We start from the raw sequence: 22204 nt of genomic DNA, 5'->3' as shown, positions 1-22204 counted from the left end.
GTGAGGAGAGTGGCACGATGCCGGCTTCGGAGATCTTCATCGAGGCGACCGAGACCGACCCGGACGTCATCGCTCGAGATGCGGTTCGCGAAGCCCATGAGCGGCTGCGGTCCGGACTGGCGGAGTTGATCTCGGCGCATTCTGTTGTCGACGGTGCACGGTCTGCAGAGCTGGTGGACTTCTGCCTCCATGAAGTGCGCCGGTACCTGGTCACCGCGGATCGGGAGCTGTATGCGCCCGCGTCCGGAGATGAGACCCGGCTCCTGATTGATGCTCTCCGGGTCGGAGCCGCAGTGCTCGATGCGCAGATCGACGAACTGGCGGCCGCCGACCCCGTGGACGCGGCGAAGTTCGGCGTACGGATCGCGGCGGTCTTGGAGATCCACCTGAGGATCGAGGAGTCGGTGTTGCTGCCCGCGCTCGCCGGTCTGCCTGATGTGGATCCGTCGTTGCTGGCCGCGGACGTACGGGCTTACCTCGAGGGGAAGCAGGTCGAAGAGCCCACGGTCATCGACGTACGGCGAATTGCGCGCGGTGGTCGTCATCCACGTGTCTTCGCCCGGTACGCCCGGCTGGCGCCTGGAGAGACGTTCGTCCTCGTCAACAGTCACGATCCCAAGCCGTTGCGGCGGGAGTTCGAAGCAATTCACGCCGGCGCGTTCAGCTGGGATTGTCTGGAGGCCGGGCCCGAGGAATGGCGAGTACGGATCGGCCGGGTCGCTGCTGATGCCTGAGGAGTCGCCAACTGTTGCCGCCGACTCGCTGCCTGAGCAGCCGACGGTGCTAGTCCTTGCCGACGTGCACGAACTCGTCGACGACTCGCGCATACCGTCGGGTGCCCGGTGGACTCTCGCCGAACCGGGTCGTCAGCTTGATGCGAACCTCATTCATCTACCGGCCGGGCAGCGCGTGGAGACCCACACCGAGCCGGATCTCGACGTCGTACTCGTCGTCGTCGCGGGTGGTGGCAGCGTCGGTACGCCGAACGGGGAGCAGACACTTGCCGACGGCAACATTGTCTGGTTGCCCCACGGTTCGACCCGTAACATCACCGCCGGCGACAGCGGTCTGTCCTATCTGACGGTCCATCGTCGCCGGCCCGGTCTGCAGATCAGCAAACGCCCTGGTCACTAAGTCCCACAGAGCCTGCCCAGCTGGTCCGACGAACCATTGGCAGGCGAGGGTTAGCCCGGCTCCTGCAGCAGCCGGGCCAGGACCGCCGCCTGACTGTGGTCCACATCCCTGGTTGCCGTCAGCAGGGTCACGGTGTCCCGCTTCGCCAGCGCGCGCAGGTGGTCCAGTGCAGTCCTTGCGGTGGGCGTTGCCAGTTCGTCGCGATAGCGCGCCTCGAACTGCGCGAACTTCTCCGGGACATGGCCGTACCACTTGCGCAGTTCCGTGGACGGTGCGACGTCTTTGACCCACTCATCGATGGCGGCCGCTTCCTTGCGGACCCCGCGGGGCCATACACGATCCACCAGGACGCGGACGCCGTCATCGGCCGCGGGCCGATCGTAGATCCTGTGAACCCGGACAGTGTGCCGCTTCATGCCGCCCCGCCAGTGCTGTCGCTCCAGTCGGGTACTGCCAGGGCTGCGCCAAGGCGCCGAAGTTCGTCGCGATGCAGCGTACTGAGCCGCGACAATGCCCGTTCGCCGTACCGCGTCAACTCCACTCGGACAGCCCTGCCATCCGGCGAATCTGACGCCCTCCATTCGCGGCGGTCAGGGAACCCTTTCGACGCCAGCAGCAACTGGTACTGCTCTCGGGTCAGCCCCTGTCCGCGGACAGTCTGTTCGCTGAAGTGCAGGTACCGGCGGATGCCGAAACGGAACCGAGCCAGCGCCTCGAGATCTTCCTTCGCCAACGGCTCGTCCTGCGTCGTGTCGGGTTGCATGTGATCACGTCCTCGCCAGTTGCCGGTCGTTGAGCCGGCCGAGTTCGGGCACGAGCGGCTGTAGCGCGTCCAGAGGGGCAATGGAGCGCGGCGGTGCTTCGGCTTCGCCGCGTTGTTCCTCGTCTTCGGCCAGCAGCGTTGCAGCGGCTCGTCCATCAGGAAGACCTGTGGGTTCCGGACGATCGCGCGGCCCACGGCGACCCGCTGCCGCTGTCCACCGGACAGGGCCTTCGGTTTGCGGTCCAGGTACTCCTCGATGCCGAGTAGCTTGGCTGCGTCGGCCACGCGCTTGATCCGCTCGTCCTTGGGCAGGCTCGGCATCTTGAGGGGCGAAGCCCATGTTGTCGGCGACAGTCATGTGCGGGTAGAGCGCGTAGTTCTGGAACACCATCGCGATGTCTCGGTTCTTTGGTGGAAGGTTGGTGACGTCGCGGTCGCCGATGGAGATCTCTTCAAGGCCGGCGAGCATCCGCAGTGAGGTGGACTTGCCACACCCCGACGGTCCGACGAGCACCATGAACTCGCCGTCTCCGATGTCCAGGTCCAGCTCGTCGACGGCGGGGGTGTCGGAGCCCAGGTACACCCGGGTGGCTCCCTTGAACGAGACGGGTTGCCATGTCGCGCTTCCTTTCCTTCACCGGCAGAGACGTGCCGGACGATCCGGCCGACCACCACCCGCACGACCTTGGGTCCTCACGGTTGCCATGCCGGGTCGGCACAACCAGCGTGGAGGCCGCCCCACTGGGGTTGTGGCAGCCCGGCCGTTTCGGGGACAGGCAGGGCTGGTGGTTTGCCCGTCATTGCTGGGGATGCGGTCAACGAGTCGAGAGAGATCGACCCACTGGATCGCTGGGACTGTTCGATCTCACGGGCCGGTGAGATTCCGGATGCCGGCGAGCCGTTCCTCGCGGCCGGGGCTAGAGCCGGCGCCGCATGATCGGCACTGGTTGTCTTGGTGGGCTCCGGCGGGGTCGATCGTTCTAGAAACCGGTGCAACTCGACCGGGAAGGGCAGCACCAGGGTGGAGTTCTTCTCGGCGGCGACCTCCACGACGGTCTGCAGCAGGCGAAGTTGCAGGGCGGCTGGGTGTTCGGTCATCACCTCAGCGGCCTGTCCGAGCTTCTCTGAGGCCTGCAGTTCGCCGTCCGCGGTGATGATGCGGGCTCGGCGCTCACGTTCGGCCTCGGCCTGGCGCGACATCGACCGCTTCATCGTCTCCGGCAATGCGACGTCCTTGATCTCAACCCGTTCGATGTGAACTCCCCAGTCGAGGGCGGGGCTGTCGATCATCAGCTCCATGCCCTGGTTGAGGCGTTCCCGGTCGGACAACAAGTCGTCCAGGTCGCTCTTGCCGATGATCGAGCGCAGCGAAGTCTGCGCGACCTGACCGATAGCCGACACATAGTCCTCGACATCGACGGCCGCCCGGACCGGGTCGATCACGTTGAAGTAGACAACAGCGTCGACGCGGACCGTCACGTTGTCACGGGTAATACCGTCCTGCGCGGGGACCGGCATGGTGATGATCTGCAGGTTGACCTTCTGCAACCGATCGGCGATCGGCACCAGCAAGGCAAGCCCTGGCTGCCGGATCACCGGCCGCACCCGGCCGAACCGGAACACCACGCCGCGTTCGAACTGCTTGACCACGCGGACGCACGAAGCCGCTCCGATCAGACCGACGACCAACGCTGCGAGGAGGAGGTAGACGATGATCATTTCTTCTCCGTCAAGGGTGCGTACTTGGTGGCGAGGCGGGCCAGCGCTAGGGCGGCGACGAGGAGGCCGAAGTCGCGCAGGGCGACGTCGTAGAAGCCGGACAGGGTGAGCAGGTTGAGGATGATGCCTGCGAGCCAGGCGGTCACGAGTAGAGCGCCGTAGCGGGGGATCAGGGCGACGGCGATGCCGGCGACGATCTCGATGACGCCGATGATGTACATGGCGTCCTGGCCGGAGCCGGGGACGATGTCGTTGATCCAGGGGGCCAGGTAGCCGGGCCAGTCCGTGAGCAGGTTGACGAATTTGTCGAGGCCGAACACGATCGGGGCCACAGTGAAGACGGTTCGCAGGACCAGGAAGGCCTGGTAGGCCGGGTCGGACAGTGTCTCCCGGCTTGGTGTGCGGGCGGTGCGCCCCTCAGTGCTCATAATCTGCTCCTTCTAGAGCGTCGATGTACCTCTATGTTTGTCCGACGGCCACGCACTAGCACCGCCCTTGGTCGGCTGACTTGGACCCTGCGGGGTTGCCGATGATCGGCAACTCGCGGATCAACGGATCGTCGGCTGAGTCAACGCTTTCCCAGCGGCACGCGCGAGACCGAGACGATCGGAGTCTCCAGGCGGGGGGCCGTCCGTGCTGCGCAGACCACGCTGATGGGATGTGTTGCCGCGCGGTCCTGTCTGTGGGGCCGCGGACGTTAGTGTGGGGTGTCATGGCCGCCGTCGGGAGACGCGTGGTCCTGCCCAGCCGGGTAAGTCGTCCTGGCCAACCGCGGTACCGATTCGTCCAGGTCGCCGGAATCGGCCAGCTGCTGCAGCGTCCGCACGACGATTGATTGCGCGTCGACGCCGAAGTGGCGGCGCAGGGCGGCGCGGGTGTCGGAGTGGCCGAAGCCGTCGGTGCCCAGGGATGTCCAGGGCCTGCGGACGAACGGTGCGATCTGGTCGGGTACGGCGCGCATCCAGTCCGAGACGGCCAGGACAGGTCCGGCGGTTTCTTCCAGGCGCCTTGTAACGTAGGGAATTCGGGGCGTCTGGTCGGCGTGGGCCTGGTTCCATTCGTCGGCAGCGAGTGCGTCGCGGCGTAGCTGGGTCCAGGACGTCACCGACCAGACGTCGGCCTGGACGCCCCAGTCGGTGTGCAGGAGGCGTTGCGCGTCCAGTGCCCAGGGCATGGCGATGCCGGAGGCAAGGATCTGCGCTTTCGGGCCGTCACCATCGGGGGCGGGGGAGTAACGGTGCATTCCGGCGAGGATGCCGTCGACGTCGACGTCGGTCGGCTCGGCCGGCTGGGTGATCGGTTCGTTGTAGAGCGTCAGGTAGTAGAAGACATTATGGTCTTCGCCGGGTCGCGGTCTGCCGTACATGCGCCGGAGTGCGTCGGCGGTGATGTGTCCGAGTTCGAAGGCGTAGGCGGCGTCGTAGGCGATGCATGCGGGGTTGGTGGATGCCAGCAGCAACGAATGGCCGTCCTGGTGCTGCAGGCCTTCGCCGTTCAAGGTGGTTCGGCCGGCGGTTGCGCCGAGCAAGAATCCCCTGGTCATCTGGTCCGCGGCCGCCCACAGTTGATCGCCGGTGCGCTGGAACCCGAACATCGAGTAGAAGATGTAGAGCGGAATCATCGGCTCACCATGAGTGGCGTACGACGTACCGGCGGCTGTCCACGATGCGGCGGACCCGGCCTCGGTGATGCCCTCATGGAGGAGAACGCCCTGGGTGTCTTCCTGGTAGCTCAACATCTGTTCCCGGTCCACCGACAGGTAGGTCTGTCCGTGGGGCGAATAGATCTTCTTGGACGGGAACAGTGAATCCAGGCCGAACGTGCGGGCCTCGTCGGGGATGATCGGCACGAACCGGTGACCCGTCTGAGGGTCCTTCATCAGGTCCTTGAGCAGCCGGACGAACGCCATCGTGGTGGCGACCTTTTGCCGGCCCGAGCCTCGCCGCGCGACCTCGTACGCCGCCTCGCCTGGCAGTACAAGAGGTGTGCTGCGGACTCTGCGAGCAGGTAGGTAGCCACCCAGGGCTTGTCGTCGCTCGTGCAGGTACTCCAGTTCCGTCGAGTCCTCCGGCGGCCGATAGTAGGGCGGTTTCACCGCATCCAACGCCGAGTCGGGGATGTCCAGGAACAGCCGGTCGCGGAATCCCTTGAGGTCCTCGAGCGTCAGTTTCTGCATCTGATGGGTGGAGTTGCGGCTCTCGAAGTGGGAGCCGAGTGTCCAGCCCTTGATGGTTTTGGCCAAGATCACGGTCGGTTGCCCGGTGTGTTCGGTGGCCGCCCGGTAGGCGGCGTACAGCTTGCTGTAGTCGTGTCCGCCGCGTTTAAGGTTCCAGATCTCGTTGTCGGACAGGTGCTCGACCATGGCGGCGGTGCGAGGGTCGCGGCCGAAGAAGTGTTCGCGGACGAACGCGCCGGATTCGGCCTTGTAGGTCTGGAAGTCGCCGTCGGGTGTGGTGTTCATCAGGTTGAGGAGTGCGCCGTCGGTATCGGCGGCCAGCAGCGGGTCCCACTCGCGGCCCCAGATCACTTTGATGACGTTCCATCCGGCGCCGCGGAAGTACGACTCGAGTTCCTGGATGATCTTGCCGTTGCCACGGACCGGGCCGTCGAGGCGCTGCAGGTTGCAGTTGACGACGAAGGTGAGGTTGTCGAGCTCTTCGCGGGCTGCGACGCCGATCGCGCCGAGGGATTCGGGTTCGTCCATCTCGCCGTCGCCGAGGAAGGCCCAGACGCGCTGCCGACTGGTGTCCTTGAGGCCGCGGTTGTGCAGGTAGCGGTTGAAGCGGGCTTGGTAGATCGCGTTGAGTGGTCCGAGTCCCATCGAGACTGTCGGAAACTCCCAGAAGTCCGGCATCAGCCGCGGGTGCGGATACGACGGTAACCCGCTGCCCTGGCCGGCGTGGGAGAACTCCTGCCGGAACCCGTCGAGTTGGTCGCTGGTGAGTCGGCCTTCCAGGAACGCACGCGCGTAGATGCCGGGCGAGGCGTGGCCCTGGAAGTAGATCTGGTCGCCGCCGCCGGGTGCGTCGTGGCCGCGGAAGAAGTGGTTGAACCCGACCTCGTACAGCGCTGCGGCCGAGGCGTAGGTGGAGATGTGTCCGCCCACGCCGATGCCGGGTCGCTGCGCGCGGTGGACCATGACCGCGGCGTTCCAGCGGTTGTAGGCCCGGATCCGCCGCTCGATGTGCTCGTCACCGGGAAAGGCCGGCTCGGCCTCGGGCGCGATCGTGTTGAGATAGTCGGTACTGCGCAGGTTCGCGACGCCGACGCGGCGATCGCGGGCCCGTTGCAGGATGCTGAGCAGCAGGTACCGCGCCCTGTTCTGGCCGGCATGGTCGACCACCTGGTCGATCGATTCCAGCCACTCCTGAGTCTCGGAGGGGTCCAGATCGAGAAGCTGGCTGTGCAGGCCGAGGCTTTCCGGCAGACCTTGCGGCGTCGGTGTCATGACAGTTCCTTCAGGTCTGCAAAGTGGCCCGGTGCGGCGATCTGGAGCATGCGTGGCCGCGCAGGCGAGGGCTTCTTGGCCTTGGTTCGGTGCACGACCGCGACGGGGCAGGGGGCGTGGTGCAGCACGGCCTGGCTCACCGAGCCCAGCAGCATGCCGGTGAAGCCGCCGCGCCCGTGTGACCCGACGACCAGCAGCTCGGCGCCGTCGGCTTCGTCGAGCAGAGCCTGGACCGGGTGGCTGTGGACAAGTTTCGTCTTCACGTCGATACCTGAGACGAGGATCCGCTTGCTGTCCATCGCTTCGGCGAACAGTTGCCGCTCCACCTGCTCGACAATGTCCGCGGGGACGCGCAGCGATGGATGCTGGCGGGTCGGCATCGCGGCGTGCACTGCGGTGACTCCGACACGTCGGCGCGCGGCCTCCTGGAACGCGAACCGGATCGCCGCGGCCGAGACGTCCGATCCGTCGACGCCGACGACGATCCGGCCGGTCGGGGAGGCGGGGAATGCGGTGCCGTCTCGGTGCGGGTGGACGACGACCACCGGGCACGGGGCATGCGCGGCCACGGTGGAGCTGACAGAGCCCACCAGCAGACCGCGGAAGCCGCCGATTCCCCGGCTGCCCACAACGACCAGATCGGCGTCCTGTGCCTGGCTCAGCAGCGTCGGTACGGCGCCGGCGGCAAACAGCGCAGCCGTGACCTTGATGTCGGGCGCAGCGTGGCGCGCCTGGTTCTCCGCCTCGCCAAGGATCCAGCCGGCCGCGGTCCGGAGACCGTCGTTCATCGGTTCGGCGAGGTTCAGCCCGAACGGGTCGCCGATCATCGGCCAGGTGAAAGTGTGAACGATCCGCAGCGGGCAGCGTCGGTACGACGCCTCGGCGGCCGCCCAGGCGAGCGCGGCCTGTGCGGACACCGAGCCGTCGACACCCACCAGGACCGGCCGACGGCCGTGGTTGACTCCAGCAGTTGTCTTGGTCATGTCGCCGCTCCGCTTCAGCTCTTGGTACCCCAGTGGTTTCGACTGTGCCGTTCCACCGGTCAGACAGGTAGTGCGCCGATCGGCGAACCTGTGACCAGGCTTATGGCCGACGCCCGGCAACGATGCTCTACTGGGACATGGCCCAACCCCTGCGTAGATCCAGTGCGAAGGGAGCGGCATGAGCGAGCCCGGGAGACCGCGGTGGCCGGGCTCCGGTGCCGCGAACAGCGCGGACGAAGCGTGGCTGACGGCGATCGCGCAAGCAGCCGCTGGAGACTCCCAGGCACCCTTGGAGCTTCTGGTCGAATACCTCACCCTGCTCGCGGACGCTGCCATCTCCGGGCGTCGGCCACGCGAGCACGAACTGGCGATCGTGCGTGAACTCGGACGTCGCGCTGCCGAACAGGGCATCCCGGCCGGGCGGGTGGTCGATCTTTACCTGTCCGCTGCCTGGCGGATGTGGCGCGACCTCCCCGACGTCGTGCCATACCGCGACCGCGACACTGTCCGCGCCTCCGCCCAGGCCGTACTGCGTGCTGTCGGTGAAGCGATCGCCGTACTGGTCGACAGCTATCAGCTTGCGACTCAGCAGTTGGTCCGGCAGGAGGAAGCGCTGCGCCGGGAACTGGTCGACGACCTGTTGCGCGGCGACCCCGACGTCGCCCGGATGGTCGAACGGGCCGAACCCTTCGGGCTCGATCTCGGCCGGCCGCACCAGGTCGTCCTGGCTCGCCCCGCCGACGGTCTTCCCGAAGGCGACACCAGCGCGACCATGCTGGAACTGTTCATCCTTGACCGTTTCGGCGACCGCGAGGTGCTCGTCGCGACCAAAGAGGGCCTCCTCGTGGTCCTGATCCCAGCCACCGCCCCCAGCACGGCTCCGCGGACCATCGACAAGAGCGTCGGGGATCTGATCCACGACGCGTTGATCCGGCACCGGCCCGGCCGAGTGTGGCGGGTCGCCGCCGGCCGTGCCTACCCCGGCTCATACGGCATCGCCCGCTCCTACGAAGAGGCCCGGGAAGCGCTGACGCTGGCTGACCGGTTGCGGCTCGACACCGCCGTCGTCGACGCTCGCGACATGCTCGTGTACCGGGTTCTGATCCGCGACCAGGCCGCCATCGTCGATCTCATCCAGGCCGTCCTCGGCCCGCTGACCCAGGCCCGCGGCGGCGCAGACCCGTTGTTGCAGACCCTCGAGGCGTACTTCGCGACCGGCGAGGTCGCCACCGAGGCAGCCCGGCGCCTGAACGTGTCGGTCCGCACCGTCACCTACCGGCTGGACAAGGTCAAGGCCCTGACCGGGCACGACCCGGGCGACCCCGCACAGCGGTTCACGCTGCACATCGCAGTCCTCGGCGCACGACTTCTCGACTGGCCGGCCCGTGACCTCCCATCCGGCGCGGAGGCCCACGCCTAACCCGACCGGACGCTGTTTCTCCCGCGTGGGCTTCGTTGCCGGGCGTCGGCCAACATGCCGGCCCCAGGTTCGCCGATCGCGGCCATACCTGTCATCGCCACCTCGCGGCACATTTGTAGCTGCACGAGCAAGATCCCGTGAGGAGGATTGTCGTGGACCAATCAGTCGCCGCTCGCCTCGATGCGTCCGACGCTGTGGTGTGGGAGACCGCACGATGAGCGCCTATCGAATCTTCTGGTCGTTCTTCTGTGGTGTGCTCGGCGCCGTAGGCGCCGTCATGGCCTTCACCTGGTCGCTCTCGAGCGTCATCATGCTGCTCGTCCTCGCGGCAGTCACGGGTGGAGTCGTGGCCATGGTCGCTTTGGCGGACCCCGACAATGAAGCGACCCGACCCCCGCGGGACCGGCGACGGATCGTGGCCCTCAGCACGGTCCTCACCGCGGCCGGCACGGTTTCGTTCGTAGGAATGGGCACCTTGGTAGGCGCGCCGACCACGGTGCTATTGCTGGCCATCCTCGTCGGGACATCCCCGTACGCCATTCGCTACTGCGTTCGCTGGCTCACCGAACACGGCCACCTCGCCGGCCCGTGGCCCGAGCCCGCCCGGCCGGATCGCGCCGACCGCTCGTCAACGCCGGCGCCGGCCTCCATCCTGGAAGCCGAACCAGACCAGGCGCCCCAGCCTCACATCGCGCCCGATGCCCTGAGCGACAAAGCCCTCTGCCTGGCATGGCGGTCCAGCTTCTCGGCCCTGCAGAAGGCCAGTTCGCCGACGCAACGGCTACGGATCGTCGACGAGCGCAGGGAGTACCTCGATGAAATCGAGCGTCGTACCGCCCACGGCCTGGCAGCGTGGCTGGCGTCCGGACCAAGAGCAGCCGGCGACCCCAGCAGGTTCGTCCTGGGAGACAGCGCGGCAGGCCGTGCCCCCATTGACTGGAACAACCTGCTCCACGACACCGACAAGTAAGCAACCAACACTCGACAGCCGCAGTGGCGGATGCCAGGGAAACCGAGAACACAGTGACCAAGTTGGAACACCTCTACCGCTACTACGGTCAGACTCCCTGGCTGGACAACCTCACCCGTGCTGCTCTGCGTGACGGCACCCTGGCGCGCATGGTCGCCGACGGAATCCGCGGCGTCACCGCGAACCCGACGATCTTCGCGAGAAGCATCACCGGCTCGCACGACTACGACGAACAGTTCTGGGCCCTGATGGCGGCCGGCAAGTCGGTAAACGAGGCCTACTGGGAGCTGGTCATCTCCGACGCCAGTCAGGCGCTCGCCGTACTGCGACCGGTCTTCGACGGCGGTGACTGCGTCGACGGCTTCGTGTCGTCGAAGTGTCTCCCGAACTCGCTCACGACGCGAACGCAACGATCGCCGCCGCGCGATGGCTGCGCGAGCGTGTCGCTCAACCGAACCTGCTCGTGAAGATTCCGGCGACTGCCGAAGGCGTCACCGCCGTCGAAACGCTGACCGCCGAGGGCGCCAGCATCAACGTCACGCTGCTGTTCTCCCTGTCGCGCTACGCCGAGATCATCGAAGCCTATCTGTCCGGGCTGGAGAAGTTCACCGCAAGTGGTGGCGATCCCTCGACGGTCAGCAGCGTCGCCTCGTTCTTCGTCAGCCGGGTCGACACCGAGGTCGACCAGCGACTCGAGGCGCTCGACACCGACGAAGCGCTTGCCTTGCGTGGCCAAGCCGCAGTCGCACAAGCCAAGCTGGCTTACCGGTTGTTCACCGACCAGTTCGCTACCCAGCGCTGGCACCGGCTCGCCGCTGTAGGTGCGGATGTCCAGCGACCGCTGTGGGCGTCGACGTCCACCAAGAACCCCAAGGACCGCGACACCCGCTATGTCGAGGAACTCATCGGCCCCGACACGGTCACGACCTTGCCCGAGGCAACCATCGCCGCATTCGAGGATCACGGCACGATGGCTCGCACCGTCGACAACGGTGTGTCGCAGGCAGCCGACTTGATGCTCCGCCTGGCCGACGTCGGCGTCGACATGACCGCCGTCGGTAGGACCCTGGAGGAAAACGGCATCGCCAGCTTCGACAAGGCATACCAAGAGGTGCTGGCGAACCTGGCCACTGCCCCGCAGACAACCCGCCCGCACTCGTGAGGAAGGTTCGCCGGATGGCCTTCAACGACGCAGCCACGCCCGCCACAGCTGAGCCTGGTCACCTCGCCGGCAAGGAAGACCTGGCCGGAACAGGAGAGCCGGCGAGTTTGAGCCTGGCCTCCGCGGTGATGTTTGTGTCCGACCTGGACCGGGCGGTCGCTTTCTACGCAGAACTGCTGGCGTGGACAGTCGCCGTCCACGACCTCGACGCCGCGCTGCTTACCTGCCCCGATGGCTTCCAGCTCTACCTGCGCGGCCGCGGCCCCAGGGCCGCCTTTCACGGGCTCGGGCACATCGGCGTGCAGTACCTCATCTGGACCGCGCCGAGCGAGAGTGAACTGGACCGGTGCGAACAAGTACTGAGGCAACAGTCCAGCCAGGTGACGCGTTCAACCCTCGATGGGTTCACCGTTCTTGAGGGCCGTGGACCCGACAACGCCCCGATCCTGATCGCGCACCCCGGGCCGCGGGAAGCGCCGCGGCATCAGGTCATGCGACGGATCTACCGGTGGTGAAGTGACTGCCGCCTGACTCCTGTCGACCGCCGGTACCGTACGGGCGTCGTCGAAATGGGTCGCAAATGAGGTCACCCGGTGGAGCCAGCGTCATGACCTGGCGCCTCGAGACGTTGCTGCTCAATGCTCTCTTCCAGGCTCTCCACCCTTCCGTCGTCCTCGCCGGCATCCAGAAGGTTGTCGCGTGGCGCGCCGCTGTCGCGGTACTCCGCGAGCGCCAGCTCGGGGTGGTGCCGGTCGAAAGCAGGGCTCTCGGACCGGATCCGTGGCAGCTCGACGAAGTTGTGCCGTGGTGGCGGGCAGCTGGTGGCCCACTCCAACGAACGGCCCCAACCCCACGGATCATCGACGCCGACCCGCGGTGACCTGCGTGACTTGTAGATGTTGTAGAGGAACGGCAAGGTCGAGGCACCGAGAATGAACGCGCCGATGCTGGACACCTGGTTGAGCGTGGTGAAGCCCTCATTGGCCCCGTACGACGCGTAGCGCCGCGGCATCCCCTCGACGCCCAGCCAGTGCTGCACCAGGAAGGTCATGTGGAAGCCGACGAACAACATCCAGAAGTGCAGCTTGCCGAGTCTCTCGTTCAGCATCCGGCCGGTCATCTTGGGCCACCAGAAGTAGAAGCCCGCGAACATCGCGAACACCACCGTGCCGAACACGACGTAGTGGAAATGCGCGACCACGAAGTAGGTGTCGGTGACCTGGTAGTCCAGGACGGGTGAAGCGAGGATGACGCCGGTCAGGCCGCCGAAGAGGAAAGTGGTCAGGAATCCGAGCGACCACAGCATCGGGGTGTCGAACGACACCGAGCCGCCCCACATCGTCCCGATCCAGTTGAAGAACTTCACCCCGGTCGGGACCGCGATCAAGAAAGACATGAAGGAGAAGAACGGCAGGCTGACAGCCCCGGTGACGAACATGTGATGTGCCCAGACAGTGGCTGACAACATGGCGATCGCGAGAGTGGCGCCGACCAGGCCGATGTAGCCGAAGACGGGTTTGCGGCTGAACACCGGCAGGATCTCGGTGATGATGCCGAAGAACGGCAGCGCGATGATGTACACCTCGGGGTGCCCGAAGAACCAGAACAGGTGCTGCCACAGCATCGGACCGCCGTTCGCGGCATCGAAGACGTGAGCCCCCAAGGCCCGATCCGCCTCCAGCATCAACAGCGCACCGGCCAGGATCGGGAAGGCGATCAGCACCATCATCGACGTGATGAAGACGTTCCAGGTGAAGATCGGCATCCGGAACATCGTCATCCCGGGCGCACGCATGGTGATCACGGTGGTGATGAAGTTGACCGCACCAAGAATGGTCCCCAGACCAGCAAGCCAGAGACCCATGATCCACAGGTCGCCGCCGACGCCCGGCGAACGGACCGCATTCGACAGTGGGGCGTAACCCGTCCAGCCGAAGCTCGCCGCACCACCGGGAGTGAAGAAGCCACTGAACGCGATGAGCCCGCCGAACAGGAACAGCCAGTAGCTGAGCATGTTGAGTCGCGGGAAGGCGACGTCGGGGGCGCCGATCTGGACCGGCATGATCACGTTCGCGAAGCCGACGAACAGTGGCGTCGCGAACAGCAGCAGCATGATCGTGCCGTGCATGGTGAAGAGCTGGTTGTAGACCTCCTCGTTCACGATCTGCAGACCCGGTTTGGCCAGCTCGGCCCGGATGACCAGTGCCATCACGCCACCGATCAGGAAGAACGCGAACGACGTGATCAGGTACAGGTGACCGATCAGCTTGTGATCGGTGGTGGTGAGAACCCGGACCACCGCACGACCCAACGGCCGCCGACGTCTCGCCGTTCTCGCTGCCCATCTCACCGGCGGCCGTCGTTGGTTCATGCGAGACACACTGCCCTCGGAATCTTCAGCTGGTTAGGGCCGGTACCGGCATCGGTAGCCGGCCCTGCTTGCCGGACGTCGGCAACCAACTGATCACTGTTGGACGCTCACCAGTTCGCCGGTGGATCGCTGGCGGGGAAGGAGTCGAACCCCCATACCTGGACGATGTCGGTGTAGGGGTCCTCCCGCGCCGGGCTCTCGGAGGGCTCGAAGGTGTCGAGGTCTGCGGGTAGCTGCGGTGGTAGTGAGCTGTTCATCTCTATCGCCGGCCAGCTTCTCGTCCAGCGAGGTGGCCGAAGACGAGGCCCAGCGAGATGGTGCCTCCGGCGCCTCCGTAGAAGCCCTTCGTGGGTGCGCCACCCGCGTTGCCGGCGGCGTACAGGCCGGGGATGATCCGTCCGTCAGTGTTCAGGGCGCGTCCCAGTGCGTCCGTCTTCGGACCGCCTACAGTGCCGAGCGCGCTCGCCTCGACTTTGAGCGCATAGTACGGCGCGGTGTCCACCGGCCCGAGCACGCTCGACTTCGGGCTCTTCAGCACAGGCCGGATGATTTTCGCCAACGGCCCCACCACGATTGATCGCATGCGTTCGGGATCGTTCTTCTTGGCCACCCGCCCCGCGAGCTTGCTGAGGATCGGTCCGATCGCCGCGGCGACGCGCACCCGTGCCTTCGCGGTGGCGGCGGGGAACAGCGCGTCGGGCGAATACGTGCCCAACCTGGGGTAGAAGGCACCGAAGTACCGGTCGAAAACCGTGTCGCCGCGGTGGAATTGCGGGTCGCGAGCGTGAGCCGCCTCGGGGTTGAAACGATCGACCGTGCGAAGCAGCCCCAACTCGTCGACGCCGATCTTGGCGGCGAGTTCCGAGAGGGTGTCGGCACGCTCGAGGTAGTCAGGCACCTCTCCACCCGGTGGGATGCCGAAGATCCCGAATTTCGTCCAGTAGGTCTGGTCGAAGATCAGCCATGCCGTGGCGTTCGGCATGGCACCCGTGCCGCTGTCGACCTCTCGCATGAGCTTGCCGAGTTGGTCGTACGGGAGGGCCTCGTTCGCGAAGCGCTCGCCCTTGCTGTTGACCATGATGCTGTGTGGCAGCGCGCGCTCGCCCAGGAAGACCCGACTGAGCGGGCGACCCTCCAGTTCCTCACCGGGCAACTGAACGGCAGGCATCCACCACGCGTCCTCCACGCCGGTCAGATCCGCCCCCACCTCCTGAGCCAGCTGCACAGCGATGCCATCGTGGCCCTTGGGAGAAACCTGTACGCGGAAAGGCGCGCCGAGGTACGCCGTGGTGACTTCAGGCGAGCTCTCGAACCCACCGCTGGCCAGGATGACGCCCTTGCCGGCACGTACTGCGTGCTCAACGCCGTCGGACCGGATCACAACACCTCGCACGGTCGGGCCATCGGTGATGAGCCGGACCGCGGGCGCCTCGACGCGTACGTCGACACCATTGCGCAGGCCGGCTTCGAGCAAGGCTCCGACCAACGCCGGACCGGCGAGCCAGACGTCCTCGATACCGATGCCGCCCAGCAGCCAGAACGGAAGCGGGTTCTTGGCCATTCCGGTCGTCAGGGCCGGTCGCACGTACTTCGCGGCCTCGCCAAGGCCGTCGGGGGAGTAGGGGCCTGGAAAGAGTGCCCGCCCGACGGACGCACCGTCGATGTCGGAACGGTAGTCCGGCCAGATCGTCGGGATCCAACCGAACGACGTGTGCTCTTCGATGAAGCGGGCGACCTCGGGACCGGTCTGCAGGAACTGCTCCACCAGGGCGTGATCAAGAATCTTGTCTCTGCCCTCGCCGTAGATGTAGCGCCGGGCCCGGTCCAGGTCGTCGGTCACCTTGAGGTCGTCGGTGGAGAAGCCATGGTTGGGGATCCATGCCGCGCCCGCCGAAATACCGGTGGCGCCACCGACGAGTTCCCGCGACTCCACAACGAGGACGCGAGCCCCCTCTTTCGCGGCGGTGAGTGCCGCCATCAGCCCGGCCCCGCCCGACCCGACGATTGCCACGTCGACCTCGTCAGGAATGCCGAGCTCGGCCACGCTGCCGATCGAGCCGCGCAGTTGAGTCGAACTGTTCACCATTGAGTCCTCCAGATCCGTTTCCGTTCGCCCTCTTGCTCGGAAGGCGCCTGCGCCCCAGAGCTCCGTTGCTCCGACGCTTTTCGCTACATAGCCTGTAGCGTAAAAGATCGGGCATCTATTCCCGGCACGTGAGGGTGGTTGTGTCCGCCGATGGTGGCGGATGGCCACGCGGCGTAGGGTCGGCCTGGATGCGAGTCGGGAGATCACTGTGAACAGAACCCGAATGCCCGTGGCTTTCCTCGGACACGGCAATCCGATGAACGCGCTGCAGACGAACCGCTATACCGAGGCCTGGCGGGTCTTCGGCGCATCGGTACCGCGACCTCGAGCGATCCTGGTCGTCTCCGCGCACTGGTACACCAATGCAACCGCGGTCACCGCGATGCCCCGGCCTCGCACGATCCACGATTTCTACGGATTCCCGGAAGAGTTGTTCGCGGTGCAGTACCCCGCGCCTGGGGACCCCGAGGTCGCCGAACTCGTGGCGGACGTCTGCAAGCCCAAGTGGGTGGGGCAGGACATCGACAGCTGGGGAATAGACCACGGCACCTGGTCGGTGCTCCTTCACGCCTTCCCGGACGCTTCCATCCCGGTCGTTCAGCTGTCTCTCAACGCGTTCAAGAGTTTCCACCACCACCTCGAACTCGGCCGCAAACTGAGCCCGCTCCGCGATGAAGGCGTTCTGATCGTTGGCAGTGGCAACATCGTGCACAACCTGCGCGCCGTCGATTACCGCAGACCGGACTCGGGGTACGACTGGGCGCTGCGTTTCGACGAAGCCGCTCGCGCGTTGCTCGAGGATTCGCCCTCGGAGGTGGCAGCTTTGGACGCTCATCCTGATTTCGCCCAGGCGGTTCCGACACCGGACCACTTCCTGCCTTTGCTCTACGCTGCTGGGCTCGCCGGCGACGAGGCGTTCGATCTCCTCGTCGATGGACATGCCGCCGGCTCGATCTCGATGGCCGCCTACACCCTGGGGCTGGACTGTGACGCGACCGTCGGCTCAGGAGCGGGGCCCGCCGCCGCACTGCCCGACGGCGTACCGACGACTGAAAGCAACCTCTGAAGCGAGCTGTGATCCGAGCCATCGCCTGGCCCGCAGGGCAGTCCTGACGCGCGAGGATCGAGCAGTTCGCGGTGGGAGGTCTTGTGGGTCAGTTCTTTGTCACCGCGGGAGCCAGATGCGCTATCGCGCGGTCCATCCATCCCTCGCGCGGCGAGCCGAACCTGAGGACCTCTGCGAGGTAGGTGCCGACCAGGATGCCGAGGATCGTGTCGGGATCGATCGTCGACTGCAGGCGCCCGGCCTTGATGTCGCTGTTCATCAGGTCGGCGAGCGAACTCAGTCGGGCGGCCAGCCGTGATCGGACAGCGGCCGTGAACTCTGGATCGCTGTCGGCGATGATCGCGGCGGTAGCACCCGGCCCGAGCCGGTTCTCCAAGATGTCGCTGATCCGCTCCAGGACCCATCGCAGCTTCACGTCGACCGGAAGGTCGGGTGCCAGCGGCGCCGGGTCGATGAGGTCCTCCAGGATCGCGTTCATCAATTCGTCCCGGCTGCGGTAGCGGCGGTAGATCGTGGTCCGGGCCACACCGGACCGGGCTGCGACGGAATCGATGTTCACCGCGGCGGGCCCCTTGAGACGCAGCAGTTCGCGCGCCGCCTGGACGATGCGCTGGTCTGTCGACTCGAGGCGGGGCCGGCCGCGTCCCGATGTGCTGTGGGGCATGGGGTCAGTCTGCCGGGAATAGATCAACATCCAATTACGCTACACATGGTGTAGCGATAAATCTCGAAGGAGGAGCAGATGGTCGGCATGGATGCGTCGAGCGGAAGCGACAACGTCGTTCTGATGATTCTCGGGGTGCTGGTGTTCATCACCACCCTCCGAGTCGTCGCCAGGGTGCATCGGACCAAGAGGCGAACCTCAGCCAGGCCGCCGGCGACTGTTTCCCGTCGAAGACCCGCAGCCGACAGCGCCCAGGTGCTGGCGATCACGAGAGGGAGGTCCGGTCTCGAAGCTCGACCGGCGGACGTCGAGATCGGTAGGCGGCTGCTCGGCTGATGCGCCGCGCGAAGGCCCAACGAAACGACTGGAGGAGAAATGGAAAAGATAGTGGTTGGCGTCGACGGCAGTCAGCCGGCACAGCGCGGACTCGAGTGGGCGGTGGCACAAGCCTCGGTGCGTGGCGCGCGGCTTGTCGTAGTACATGCGTGGCAGCCATCTGCCGCCGTGATGTCACCGTACGGCGCGACGCTGGCCGACCCCGTCTCACTGGCCGACACGGCGCGAGCGATCCTTGCTGATTCCGTCGCATCGGTAGACACGACCAGCCTCGCGATCGTGCCTGAACTGCGACTCGTCCAAGGACCTGCCGCACCGGCCCTGATCGATGCCGCTCGTGGTGGTGCATTGCTCGTCGTCGGTTCACGCGGACGAGGCGGCTTCGCCGGGCTCCTGCTGGGCTCGGTCAGCCAGCAAATCGCTCAACATGCGACCGTGCCGGTGGTAATCGTTCCTCCGGGTACGACGAACTCCCGAGCAGAGGCAGCTGGAGGTGGCCGGGTGGGTGCGCCGCATCGGTGACGCCTCCGACGGGCTGGCGTAGGTGATCGAGGCGACCGCGGCCGGGCGCCGAGAGCGCAAGCGGTTCCAGAACGAGTTGATCGCGCGGTTCTCCACGCACAGGAATTCGAGATTTGGTCAGGGCTCGATCAGGCCTGCCCGGATGGCGTAGCGGGTGAGGTCGAGCCGATCGCGCATGCCGAGTTTGTGGAGCATGTTGGCGCGGTGCCGCTCGACGGTCTTCACACTGATGAACAGCGTCTCCGCGATCTCCTTGGAGGAGTTGCCCTCGGCAACGAGTTTCAGGACCTCTTCCTCGCGGGCGGTGAGGACCTGCGTCGGCAGGCTCTCGCCACGCCGTACCCGGTCCAGGTAGTCGCGGATCAGCGCGGTGACCGCGCCTGGATAGAGGAAGGGCTCGCCGCGCATGGCAGCCCGGCACGCTTCCACCAGGTCGCGGTCGGCGACCGATTTGAGCACGTAGCCCGAGGCACCGGATCGGAGCGCCTGGAAGAGGTACTGCACGTCGTCGTACATCGACAGCATCAAAATCCGTAGCTCGGGAAGGAGAACCGACAACTCGCGGGCTGCCTGCAGACCGGTCAGCCGCGGCATCGCGACGTCGAGGATCGCCAGGTCGACCGGCTGGCGTTTGGCTGCGGCGATCGCTTCCGCGCCGTCGCCGGCTTCGGCGACGACGGTCAGGTCGGGTTCGCTGTCGAGGATGAGTCGTACGCCGCGCCGTACCAGCGCATGGTCGTCGGCGAGGAGGATGCGGATCTGTCGCTGCTGTGTCACCGTGATCCGCCTTCGGGGGACAGCGGTACGGTCAGGCTGACCTGGAGTCCGCCGTGGGGAACCGACTGCAGGTCCAGGGTCGCTCCGATCAGCAGCGCACGCTCGCGCATTCCGCGGATGCCGGCGCCTTCGTGCGCGAGGCCGATACCGCGGCCGTTGTCACAGATCACCAGCTGGACGGTATCGCCGGCGCTGTCCAACCGCACCGAGACCTCGGTCGCCTCGGCGTGCCGGGCGACGTTGGTCAGACTTTCCTGCGCGACCCGGTAAAGCACCAGTTCGGTCGGCTGGTCCAATCGGGGCAGATCGGAGGCGAAGTGGCGGTGTACCGCCAGCCCGGTATGGGTCGACAGATCGCTGGCCAGCGTGGTCAGTGCGCTGATGAGACCCAGATCCTCCAGTACGCCGGGGCGCAGCCTGCGCGCGAGCCGGCGTACGTCGTCCAGGCTTGACCGGGTGGTTTCCTGCGCATGCAGGAGATCGGTTCGCAGTACTGGATCCGCGGTGCGGTCGGCGGCTCGTTTCAGTTCGAGCAGTACTGCGGTCATGCTCTGGCCGACCTCGTCGTGGAGTTCCTGGGCGATCCGGTGTCGTTCGCCTTCCTGGGCAGACAGGGCACGCGCGCTGCTGGTGGCGCGTTCGTTCTCCAGCCGGTCCAGCATGTCGTTGAACGCCCGGACGAGGTCTGGTACGCCGCCGTGCCCGGCCACCGAGAGCCGCTGGCCCGGACGGAGCAGGTCGACGGTCGCCATCCGGCGGGTGACCCGCTCGAGCGGAGCCAGACCGACCTGCAGCAGTACGGCGTTGGCGACAAGCATCACAACCATGCCGACGATCAGTACGACCGCCTCGGTCAGCGCCACCGGCACGGACACTGTCACGGGCGCCCAGAGCAGCAACGCCGTTGCAGCGCCGAGCACCAACGCATTCAGTCCGAAGATCCGCCAGAACAAGGCCATCGCACGGTCGCCTCTCTCAATCCCTGCCCTGCCCACTATCCACCCGAACCAGCTGACCGTGATGTAGGCCTGGAATCGCGGGTGGGTCACAGCAGGCCCTCGAGCGGGACGGATGGGTGGTGGCCGGCGGCCACCAAGGCGAGGCCGGCTCCACGAACGGCGGCGAACTGGGGCGCGGCAGCCGGCCGCACGGGGGCGACGAGCCGTTTGGCCAGCCGGTAGGTGATCTCCGGACGGAGTGCGCCGCCCCCGGTGAGCAGCGGCCCACGCTCCAGCGCATCGACAACCTGCCCGCCGCAGTCCAGGCGCAGAAGACCGGTCACCATTGCGACGATCGACTGCACGAGTTCGGCAACGGTCGTGGTCGCCCCCAGATCGGACGTTCCGGCCTCGATCCGTCGGCCGTGCGTAACGCCACCGTCCACCAGCAGACCGACCTCGGTCAGGTGGGCCCCGACGTCCACCACCAGCAGCGGCTGGTCGAGGCCGGCGCCTGCTCCGAGTGCTGCGGCTTTCACGCTGTGGATGGTCAGTACCGTGCGCGCGTCGAGGACCTTCAGCGCGGTGAGCGCCGTACTGCGGTGATGGTCGGTGCACAGAACAGGGATGGTGACGACGGCGATCGAGTAGCGACCGAAGCCGGCGGGGCGGCCGAGTCGGTGGTCGAGCATGCTCGCAGCCGCGTCCGGATCGACGACCGTTCCGCGCCGCACGGGATGACACACCTCCCCGCCGGACAACGTGGTCGTCGGTACGTCGAAGACCAGACCGCGGTCGGGAATCCACGCGCGGGTGCGTGCACTGCCGAGGTCGATGGCGATGCCGGTCGTACGCCGGCCGGCCGCCCACGCGCCGCGCTTCCGCAGCAGCGGCGGGCGCGGAATCGTCACGCCAGAGTCTCCTTGAGTTGGTGGCAGGGGCCGCAGTACCGGGCGTGGGGCAGGATGCGCAACCGGGGCAGCGGGATGGGACGATCGCACAGATGGCAGCTGCCGTAGTGGCCGGTCTCCAGTCGGTGGAGCGCTGCCTCGACATCGGTGAGCACGTTCTGAGCGGCCTCGGCCAGCGCGTGCAGCACCTCCTCGCGGGCCGTCGCATGCGGAGTGTGCGGCTGGGCAGTGTCCAGTGGCCAGGTCTCGGCGAGCCCGGCGAGTTGCTCACGGCGGAACGCGCCTTCGTCCCGAAGGGCAGTCCGCAAGGCGATCACGTCCTCCGGAGTCAGCTCGACTTCGTTGATGGTGGCGAACGGATAGCTCAAGACTTCACGCCCTTAAGAGTTCGGGTGGACGGGACCGCGCGACGAAGCTCGTCGGGCTGTTGCGCGCCTGGGCTGTTCAGGTAGCGCGTTGCTGACAGTTCACGCAGAAGCGCACGTAAGGCAGGATCTCCAGCCGTTCGACCGGAATTCGTGTCCCGCAGTCCTGGCAAACGCCGTACGAGCCGTCGATGAGACGGTCCTCAGCGGCTCGGATCTCAGCCAGCACGCGCCGGATGGCGACTGTCTGAGCCTTGCTGAGCTCCTCGTCCGCGAGCGCCGCGCCGTCCTCGATCGCTTCGAGTTGGGTCAGCCGCGAGCTGCGTTCGTGTTCCAGCCGCCGGCGGGCGTCGTGCGTGGTCAGGGTCGATGGTCGGCCCACGGTGGTCATCGAAGCTTCGTCCTTTCGCGAACACGGGACTGAAGCTCTACGCCGATAACGCCGACGCGGCCGCGCGCTGCGTGCCGTTGCCTCAGGTGTGTCCTACCACCAACCATGTCCGACGCCACCCGCCGCGACCATCGGTGCCAACACCCATTCGAGGAGGCGGATACCGGCGGCTGCTTCG

Annotated in this window: 21 protein-coding genes and 2 pseudogenes; 9 read left to right on the top strand and 14 right to left on the bottom strand. The window is 66.5% G+C overall.

All coding sequences use genetic code 11. The features are described from left to right. Nucleotides 1-17: 17 nt before the first annotated feature. Nucleotides 18-734, top strand: a complete 717-nt coding sequence (locus tag EV138_RS06955; protein WP_133977581.1) for a DUF2249 domain-containing protein — start codon at nucleotides 18-20, stop codon at nucleotides 732-734. Continuing rightward, nucleotides 727-1134 carry a hypothetical protein gene (locus tag EV138_RS06950; RefSeq protein ID WP_202866643.1) on the top strand — a complete coding sequence of 136 codons (408 nt, stop codon included), beginning with the start codon at nucleotides 727-729 and terminating at the stop codon, nucleotides 1132-1134. The genes EV138_RS06955 and EV138_RS06950 overlap by 8 nt, the downstream gene beginning before the upstream one ends. A 50-nt stretch (nucleotides 1135-1184) precedes the next feature. On the opposite strand, the gene EV138_RS06945 is transcribed toward EV138_RS06950, so the two are convergent. The 6 genes and pseudogenes from EV138_RS06945 to EV138_RS06920 all read right to left on the bottom strand — a co-directional run bounded on the left by EV138_RS06945 (nucleotide 1185) and on the right by EV138_RS06920 (nucleotide 8047). Then, nucleotides 1185-1550 (bottom strand): DUF488 domain-containing protein, encoded by a 366-nt coding sequence (locus EV138_RS06945; protein ID WP_133977580.1) that lies wholly within the window; start codon nucleotides 1548-1550, stop codon nucleotides 1185-1187. A 464-nt stretch (nucleotides 1551-2014) separates the two neighbouring features. Next, nucleotides 2015-2480, bottom strand: a pseudogene (locus EV138_RS06940) (ABC transporter ATP-binding protein); the annotation flags it as partial. A gap of 110 nt (nucleotides 2481-2590) precedes the next feature. Then, a complete protein-coding gene (locus EV138_RS06935) occupies nucleotides 2591-3616 on the bottom strand; it encodes a slipin family protein (RefSeq protein WP_133977579.1) in 1026 nt (341 codons plus the stop codon). After that, a complete protein-coding gene (locus EV138_RS06930) occupies nucleotides 3613-4044 on the bottom strand; it encodes a hypothetical protein (protein WP_133977578.1) in 432 nt (143 codons plus the stop codon). Before EV138_RS06930 ends, EV138_RS06935 begins: the two co-directional genes overlap by 4 nt. A gap of 269 nt (nucleotides 4045-4313) precedes the next feature. Further along, nucleotides 4314-7064, bottom strand: coding sequence for a pyruvate dehydrogenase (acetyl-transferring), homodimeric type (aceE, locus tag EV138_RS06925; RefSeq protein WP_133977577.1), 2751 nt, complete (start codon nucleotides 7062-7064; stop codon nucleotides 4314-4316). Beyond that, nucleotides 7061-8047: a universal stress protein gene (locus EV138_RS06920; RefSeq protein WP_133977576.1), complete on the bottom strand. Its 987-nt coding sequence runs from the start codon at nucleotides 8045-8047 to the stop codon at nucleotides 7061-7063. Before EV138_RS06920 ends, aceE begins: the two co-directional genes overlap by 4 nt. A 178-nt stretch (nucleotides 8048-8225) precedes the next feature. On the opposite strand from EV138_RS06920, the gene EV138_RS06915 reads away from it, so the two are divergent. From EV138_RS06915 to EV138_RS06900, 4 genes and pseudogenes are all read left to right on the top strand, one after another. Then, complete coding sequence (locus tag EV138_RS06915) at nucleotides 8226-9467, top strand: PucR family transcriptional regulator (RefSeq protein WP_133977575.1); 1242 nt, start codon at nucleotides 8226-8228, stop codon at nucleotides 9465-9467. Nucleotides 9468-9681: 214 nt separating this feature from the next. After that, complete coding sequence (locus tag EV138_RS06910; RefSeq protein ID WP_133977574.1) at nucleotides 9682-10437, top strand: hypothetical protein; 756 nt, start codon at nucleotides 9682-9684, stop codon at nucleotides 10435-10437. 149 nt (nucleotides 10438-10586) lie between these two features. Beyond that, nucleotides 10587-11599: pseudogene (tal, locus tag EV138_RS06905) on the top strand (transaldolase). 14 nt (nucleotides 11600-11613) lie between these two features. Next, nucleotides 11614-12114, top strand: a complete 501-nt coding sequence (locus EV138_RS06900; protein ID WP_202866642.1) for a VOC family protein — start codon at nucleotides 11614-11616, stop codon at nucleotides 12112-12114. A gap of 71 nt (nucleotides 12115-12185) precedes the next feature. Here EV138_RS06900 and ctaD read toward each other — a convergent pair whose 3' ends face one another. Together ctaD and EV138_RS06890 are read right to left on the bottom strand one after the other, a co-directional pair. Next, nucleotides 12186-13970, bottom strand: coding sequence for an aa3-type cytochrome oxidase subunit I (ctaD, locus tag EV138_RS06895; RefSeq protein ID WP_133977573.1), 1785 nt, complete (start codon nucleotides 13968-13970; stop codon nucleotides 12186-12188). Between the two features lie 259 nt (nucleotides 13971-14229). After that, nucleotides 14230-16224, bottom strand: a complete 1995-nt coding sequence (locus EV138_RS06890; RefSeq protein ID WP_202866641.1) for an FAD-dependent oxidoreductase — start codon at nucleotides 16222-16224, stop codon at nucleotides 14230-14232. Between the two features lie 40 nt (nucleotides 16225-16264). Here EV138_RS06890 and ygiD point away from each other — a divergent pair, with 40 nt between their 5' ends. After that, complete coding sequence (gene ygiD / locus EV138_RS06885) at nucleotides 16265-17122, top strand: 4,5-DOPA-extradiol-dioxygenase (RefSeq protein WP_238157990.1); 858 nt, start codon at nucleotides 16265-16267, stop codon at nucleotides 17120-17122. An 88-nt stretch (nucleotides 17123-17210) separates the two neighbouring features. Here ygiD and EV138_RS06880 read toward each other — a convergent pair whose 3' ends face one another. After that, nucleotides 17211-17786 (bottom strand): TetR/AcrR family transcriptional regulator, encoded by a 576-nt coding sequence (locus EV138_RS06880; protein ID WP_166678516.1) that lies wholly within the window; start codon nucleotides 17784-17786, stop codon nucleotides 17211-17213. A gap of 78 nt (nucleotides 17787-17864) precedes the next feature. Here EV138_RS06880 and EV138_RS06875 point away from each other — a divergent pair, with 78 nt between their 5' ends. Together EV138_RS06875 and EV138_RS06870 are read left to right on the top strand one after the other, a co-directional pair. After that, entirely contained in the window at nucleotides 17865-18122 is a 258-nt protein-coding gene (locus tag EV138_RS06875) for a hypothetical protein (RefSeq protein ID WP_133977571.1), read from the top strand. 39 nt (nucleotides 18123-18161) lie between these two features. Continuing rightward, on the top strand, nucleotides 18162-18644 hold the full coding sequence (locus tag EV138_RS06870; RefSeq protein WP_133977570.1) for a universal stress protein: 483 nt from the start codon (nucleotides 18162-18164) through the stop codon (nucleotides 18642-18644). Between the two features lie 117 nt (nucleotides 18645-18761). On the opposite strand, the gene EV138_RS06865 is transcribed toward EV138_RS06870, so the two are convergent. The 5 genes from EV138_RS06865 to EV138_RS06845 form a co-directional block, all read right to left on the bottom strand. Further along, the gene (locus EV138_RS06865) at nucleotides 18762-19421 is read right to left on the bottom strand and encodes a response regulator (RefSeq protein WP_238157989.1); all 660 of its coding nucleotides are present in this window, start codon (nucleotides 19419-19421) and stop codon (nucleotides 18762-18764) included. Beyond that, complete coding sequence (locus tag EV138_RS06860) at nucleotides 19418-20380, bottom strand: sensor histidine kinase (protein ID WP_133977568.1); 963 nt, start codon at nucleotides 20378-20380, stop codon at nucleotides 19418-19420. Before EV138_RS06860 ends, EV138_RS06865 begins: the two co-directional genes overlap by 4 nt. An 86-nt stretch (nucleotides 20381-20466) precedes the next feature. After that, nucleotides 20467-21270, bottom strand: a complete 804-nt coding sequence (locus EV138_RS06855; RefSeq protein WP_133977567.1) for a rod shape-determining protein — start codon at nucleotides 21268-21270, stop codon at nucleotides 20467-20469. Next, the gene (locus EV138_RS06850; protein ID WP_133977566.1) at nucleotides 21267-21638 is read right to left on the bottom strand and encodes a TraR/DksA family transcriptional regulator; all 372 of its coding nucleotides are present in this window, start codon (nucleotides 21636-21638) and stop codon (nucleotides 21267-21269) included. Before EV138_RS06850 ends, EV138_RS06855 begins: the two co-directional genes overlap by 4 nt. A gap of 76 nt (nucleotides 21639-21714) precedes the next feature. Continuing rightward, nucleotides 21715-22026 carry a TraR/DksA family transcriptional regulator gene (locus EV138_RS06845; RefSeq protein WP_133977565.1) on the bottom strand — a complete coding sequence of 104 codons (312 nt, stop codon included), beginning with the start codon at nucleotides 22024-22026 and terminating at the stop codon, nucleotides 21715-21717. Nucleotides 22027-22204: the final 178 nt, after the last annotated feature.

Origin of the sequence: Kribbella voronezhensis, assembly GCF_004365175.1 — a bacterium.
Lineage (GTDB): Bacteria > Actinomycetota > Actinomycetes > Propionibacteriales > Kribbellaceae > Kribbella > Kribbella voronezhensis.
This window is presented reverse-complemented; position numbering and strand designations above follow the sequence as displayed.

Excerpts from the sequence above, each read along its gene's own strand:
- EV138_RS06955 (WP_133977581.1), top strand. The coding sequence starts at position 18 with ATGCCGGCTTCGGAGATCTTCATCGAGGCGACCGAGACCGACCCGGAC.
- EV138_RS06950 (WP_202866643.1), top strand. The coding sequence starts at position 727 with ATGCCTGAGGAGTCGCCAACTGTTGCCGCCGACTCGCTGCCTGAGCAG.
- EV138_RS06945 (WP_133977580.1), bottom strand. The coding sequence starts at position 1,550 with ATGAAGCGGCACACTGTCCGGGTTCACAGGATCTACGATCGGCCCGCG.
- EV138_RS06935 (WP_133977579.1), bottom strand. The coding sequence starts at position 3,616 with ATGATCATCGTCTACCTCCTCCTCGCAGCGTTGGTCGTCGGTCTGATC.
- EV138_RS06930 (WP_133977578.1), bottom strand. The coding sequence starts at position 4,044 with ATGAGCACTGAGGGGCGCACCGCCCGCACACCAAGCCGGGAGACACTG.
- aceE (WP_133977577.1), bottom strand. The coding sequence starts at position 7,064 with ATGACACCGACGCCGCAAGGTCTGCCGGAAAGCCTCGGCCTGCACAGC.
- EV138_RS06920 (WP_133977576.1), bottom strand. The coding sequence starts at position 8,047 with ATGACCAAGACAACTGCTGGAGTCAACCACGGCCGTCGGCCGGTCCTG.
- EV138_RS06915 (WP_133977575.1), top strand. The coding sequence starts at position 8,226 with ATGAGCGAGCCCGGGAGACCGCGGTGGCCGGGCTCCGGTGCCGCGAAC.
- EV138_RS06910 (WP_133977574.1), top strand. The coding sequence starts at position 9,682 with ATGAGCGCCTATCGAATCTTCTGGTCGTTCTTCTGTGGTGTGCTCGGC.
- EV138_RS06900 (WP_202866642.1), top strand. The coding sequence starts at position 11,614 with ATGGCCTTCAACGACGCAGCCACGCCCGCCACAGCTGAGCCTGGTCAC.
- ctaD (WP_133977573.1), bottom strand. The coding sequence starts at position 13,970 with ATGAACCAACGACGGCCGCCGGTGAGATGGGCAGCGAGAACGGCGAGA.
- EV138_RS06880 (WP_166678516.1), bottom strand. The coding sequence starts at position 17,786 with ATGCCCCACAGCACATCGGGACGCGGCCGGCCCCGCCTCGAGTCGACA.
- EV138_RS06875 (WP_133977571.1), top strand. The coding sequence starts at position 17,865 with ATGGTCGGCATGGATGCGTCGAGCGGAAGCGACAACGTCGTTCTGATG.
- EV138_RS06870 (WP_133977570.1), top strand. The coding sequence starts at position 18,162 with ATGGAAAAGATAGTGGTTGGCGTCGACGGCAGTCAGCCGGCACAGCGC.
- EV138_RS06860 (WP_133977568.1), bottom strand. The coding sequence starts at position 20,380 with ATGGCCTTGTTCTGGCGGATCTTCGGACTGAATGCGTTGGTGCTCGGC.
- EV138_RS06845 (WP_133977565.1), bottom strand. The coding sequence starts at position 22,026 with ATGACCACCGTGGGCCGACCATCGACCCTGACCACGCACGACGCCCGC.